General features: G+C 57.6%; 5 protein-coding genes and 1 pseudogene. 2 read left to right on the plus strand and 4 right to left on the minus strand.

Annotated elements, in window-relative coordinates; all coding sequences use genetic code 11:
* Both LJE91_17275 and LJE91_17280 read left to right on the plus strand, forming a co-directional pair.
* Nucleotides 1–255 (plus strand): YdcF family protein (locus LJE91_17275; protein ID MCG6870414.1); only part of this gene is annotated, 255 nt, incomplete at its 5' end.
* A 234-nt stretch (nucleotides 256–489) separates the two neighbouring features.
* Nucleotides 490–1,050, plus strand: coding sequence for a Uma2 family endonuclease (locus tag LJE91_17280; protein ID MCG6870415.1), 561 nt, complete (start codon nucleotides 490–492; stop codon nucleotides 1,048–1,050).
* Nucleotides 1,051–1,162: 112 nt separating this feature from the next.
* On the opposite strand, the pseudogene LJE91_17285 reads toward LJE91_17280, so the two are convergent.
* The 4 genes and pseudogenes from LJE91_17285 to LJE91_17300 all read right to left on the minus strand — a co-directional run.
* Nucleotides 1,163–1,372 (minus strand): annotated as a pseudogene (locus LJE91_17285) (DUF433 domain-containing protein).
* Nucleotides 1,373–1,655: 283 nt separating this feature from the next.
* Nucleotides 1,656–1,940, minus strand: coding sequence for a nucleotidyltransferase domain-containing protein (locus LJE91_17290; protein MCG6870416.1), 285 nt, complete (start codon nucleotides 1,938–1,940; stop codon nucleotides 1,656–1,658).
* 151 nt (nucleotides 1,941–2,091) lie between these two features.
* Nucleotides 2,092–2,601, minus strand: a complete 510-nt coding sequence (rfaH, locus tag LJE91_17295; protein MCG6870417.1) for a transcription/translation regulatory transformer protein RfaH — start codon at nucleotides 2,599–2,601, stop codon at nucleotides 2,092–2,094.
* Between the two features lie 421 nt (nucleotides 2,602–3,022).
* Nucleotides 3,023–3,161: UDP-N-acetyl-D-glucosamine dehydrogenase (locus tag LJE91_17300; GenBank protein MCG6870418.1), on the minus strand; the 139-nt coding region annotated here is incomplete at its 5' end.

Genomic DNA, 3,161 nt, shown 5'->3' on the forward strand with positions numbered 1-3,161 from the left:
ACGGGGGAGATATTGCGGGAACGGGGGATTGGCAGGGTATTGCTGGTCACCTCGGCGCTGCACATGCCGCGGGCAATGAAGCTGTTTCGTGCGCGGGGGATCGATGCGGTGGCGGCACCGACGGATGTGCGGTCGATCCACGATCCGGCACGGACGGTGCTGGATTATCTGCCGGATGCGGGGGCGATGTACCAGACGACGCTGGCGGTGAAGGAATATCTGGGGATGGGGTGGATGGTGGTCAGAGGGAGGTGACGGGGCTGGTCAGGATGATTTCCGGATGGTGCGGCCTCGGTGGCCTTGTGCGTCAGGTAGGTTAAGGCGATTGCCGGAAAATGGCATACCAGATTGCGCCGGATTTTCGTTCGTCATCAAGGCGCGACAACAGGCGCATAGTCTAACTATGTCTCTGTTGTCGCAACACAGAGGACGGACGAAAAGACAAGCTGGATGGTATGTCATTTGACAGAAATCGCCTAAGATCAGCATATGATCGAACCAGTACCCAATGAGGCCAGCTACGAAGACCTGTTAAGAGTCCCGCCGAACAAGGTCGCGGAGATCGTCAACGGACGACTGCACACCCACCCCCGACCGGGCCCGAGACATGCGAGGGCCTCCGCCTCCCTGGGCGGAGAACTGTTTCAGCCTTTCGACAAAGGCTCAGGCGGGCCAGGAGGCTGGTGGATATTCGACGAACCGGAACTCCACCTCGGTCCTCATGTGCTGGTGCCGGACCTGGCGGGCTGGCGCAGGGAACGCATGCCGGTCTTGCCGGATACCGCCTGGTTCGAAATGGCGCCCGACTGGGTCTGTGAAATCCTCTCTCCATCCACCGCGAGGCTCGATCGCGCGGAGAAGATGCCGATCTACCTGCAGGCCGACGTGTCGCATGCGTGGCTGGTGGACCCGGAAATCCATGTGCTGGAGGCGTATGAAAACCGGCAGGCCCACTGGATTCAGATCGGGGTCTACAAGAACGATGATCCTTTATCGGTGGCACCGTTCGACGCCATCGAATTCATGCTGGATACGCTGTGGGTGGAGTAGATCGCGAATAATATTTGATCTCGATCAGCTTTTCGCCTTGCTCTCTATTCACTATCCTGCGGGCCGGGGAAGCTGGGCGTCGACCAGAAGGCGCATTCAGGCAACGCGTACAAATACTATGGTCAAGTTGTTTTGCCGCATATTCCGGCGCTGCTGTGATGTCCTGGTTTTCCAGATAGGGGTAATCTTCAAGTATCTCTTCCCGCTTCGCACCCGATGCCAGCAGATCTAGAATATCCGATACCCTGATCCTGAGTCCCCTGATACACGGGCGTCCCCCACATTGGTTTGGATCGACGGTGATACGCTCCATTTCACTCACGACGGGATTCCCCGTGAAAACGGAGCACCGTCATCACTGAACGGAGAAATACTTCTATCAATCTCAAATCTGAAGAGAAAGTGATTCTTGGGGCATTTGAGTCTGGTCATCTCAAACGGGTGGAGAATGCCGGGAAGGAGATCGAAGTGCAACGTAGCGGAAGCAATATTCAAAAAGGATGCGCTTCTTCCTATTCGTCTGTCGTTCTGAGTTGTCGAACGCGTAGTAGGTGACGAGCAACGGTTGCCAGGTTGGTCACAGGCTGCGATGGTCGGTCGTCAAATTACGCTTTGCTTATCTGACCTACGTGTCGCGGATTGACCCGGTGTTCGATAATCACGTCGATTCGGCGTTCCCCCAGCGCTCGCCCCAGCATGCCAAGGAATCGTATTTTTCCCCTCAAGAGATTTTCGGATACACCGGGAGCCGGGCGGATGAGCAGGTCGATGTCACCACCCCGCCTGGAGTCGTCGACACGGGAACCGAATAACCACACCTGCGCCTGATCACCGAAAACCGATTCGGCAGACTGGCGAATGATCGCAACCTCCCCCTCGCTGAGTCTCATAAAGTGAACACCCATTCGGAAGATTGAATTATCGGATTATGCTGCGCTAATCCGACCTACGTGGAGAACGTGGTTCGCGATTGAACCCGTCTCCCGCGACCGGGACATCACCGGGTTGCACTGTGCTGATCCAGCGCCTGGCGTCTCTGGGTCAGGTGGAGGCGGCGGGCCAGAGGTGGTTCTTTTCGATGCGGACGCGCCGGCTGTTGCCGAGGATGTCGAGCAGGATGATGGAGCGCTGCTCGCCGCAGTCGTTCTGGTAGATGGCGTTGAGGCCGGCGAAGGGGCCTTCGAGGATCCTGACTTCCGTGCCCTGTCTGAAGAGTTCTTCGGCGGGGCGGATATAGCCGGTTGCCGGGTCGGCGTGGTTCTTTAGGGTGCTGATCAGTCCCCTCGGAACCGGTGTCGGCGACTCGCCGAAGCGGACCAGCTTCGATACGCCGAAGGTCGATCGGATCGGCGCGATGTTGTCATGCCCGAGGCTCAGGTGGATGAAGAGGTAGCGCGGGAACAGGGGTTCGATGGAACCGACGTGCCTGCCGCGTCGGCGCCGGACCTGTTTGATGAGTGGGAGCCAGACCTCGAAAAACTGTCGCTCGAGGTTTTCGGATGCCAGGGTCTCCTGGCGCGGTTTGGTGTGTACGACATACCACTGCTTCATCGCGCCAAATCCCCCCTAAGCAAGTGATCGCTCAATGCCCCCTGCGCATACTTGTAGCAGCTTTTGCGAGGAATTGTGAGAGAGTGTTACTTTTGGGAGGGTAGGTGGGGATGGAAGGGGGGGTCCTACTATGTGTTTTCCCCCCACCCCAACCACTTTCCCGAGGGAGAGGGGGCACAGTCCAACGCCGTGTCTTCCTTGTCTGGTGGAATTGTCGGATTACGCTGCGCCAATCCGACCTACGAAAACTATTAAGGCGATTGCCGGAAAATAGCATACCAGATTGTGCCGGACTTTCGTTCGTCATCTAGGCGCGACAACAGGCGCATAGTCGAACTATGGAACGGTTGTCGCAACACAGAGGACGGACGAAAAGCCAAGCAGGATGGTATGTCATTTGACAGAAATCGCCTAAGACAGGTCAGGCCTTGACGATGTGCGAGGCGGGTTCGGGGTAGACGCCGCGGGTGTCGACGATGAGTCTGGCGTGTTCGCGGATCTGTTCGTAGTCGAAGGCGTCGTGGTCGGTGGCGATCAGGAGGCAGTCGAAGGAGGCGATC

This window comes from Gammaproteobacteria bacterium (assembly GCA_022340215.1).
GTDB lineage: Bacteria > Pseudomonadota > Gammaproteobacteria > JAJDOJ01 > JAJDOJ01 > JAJDOJ01.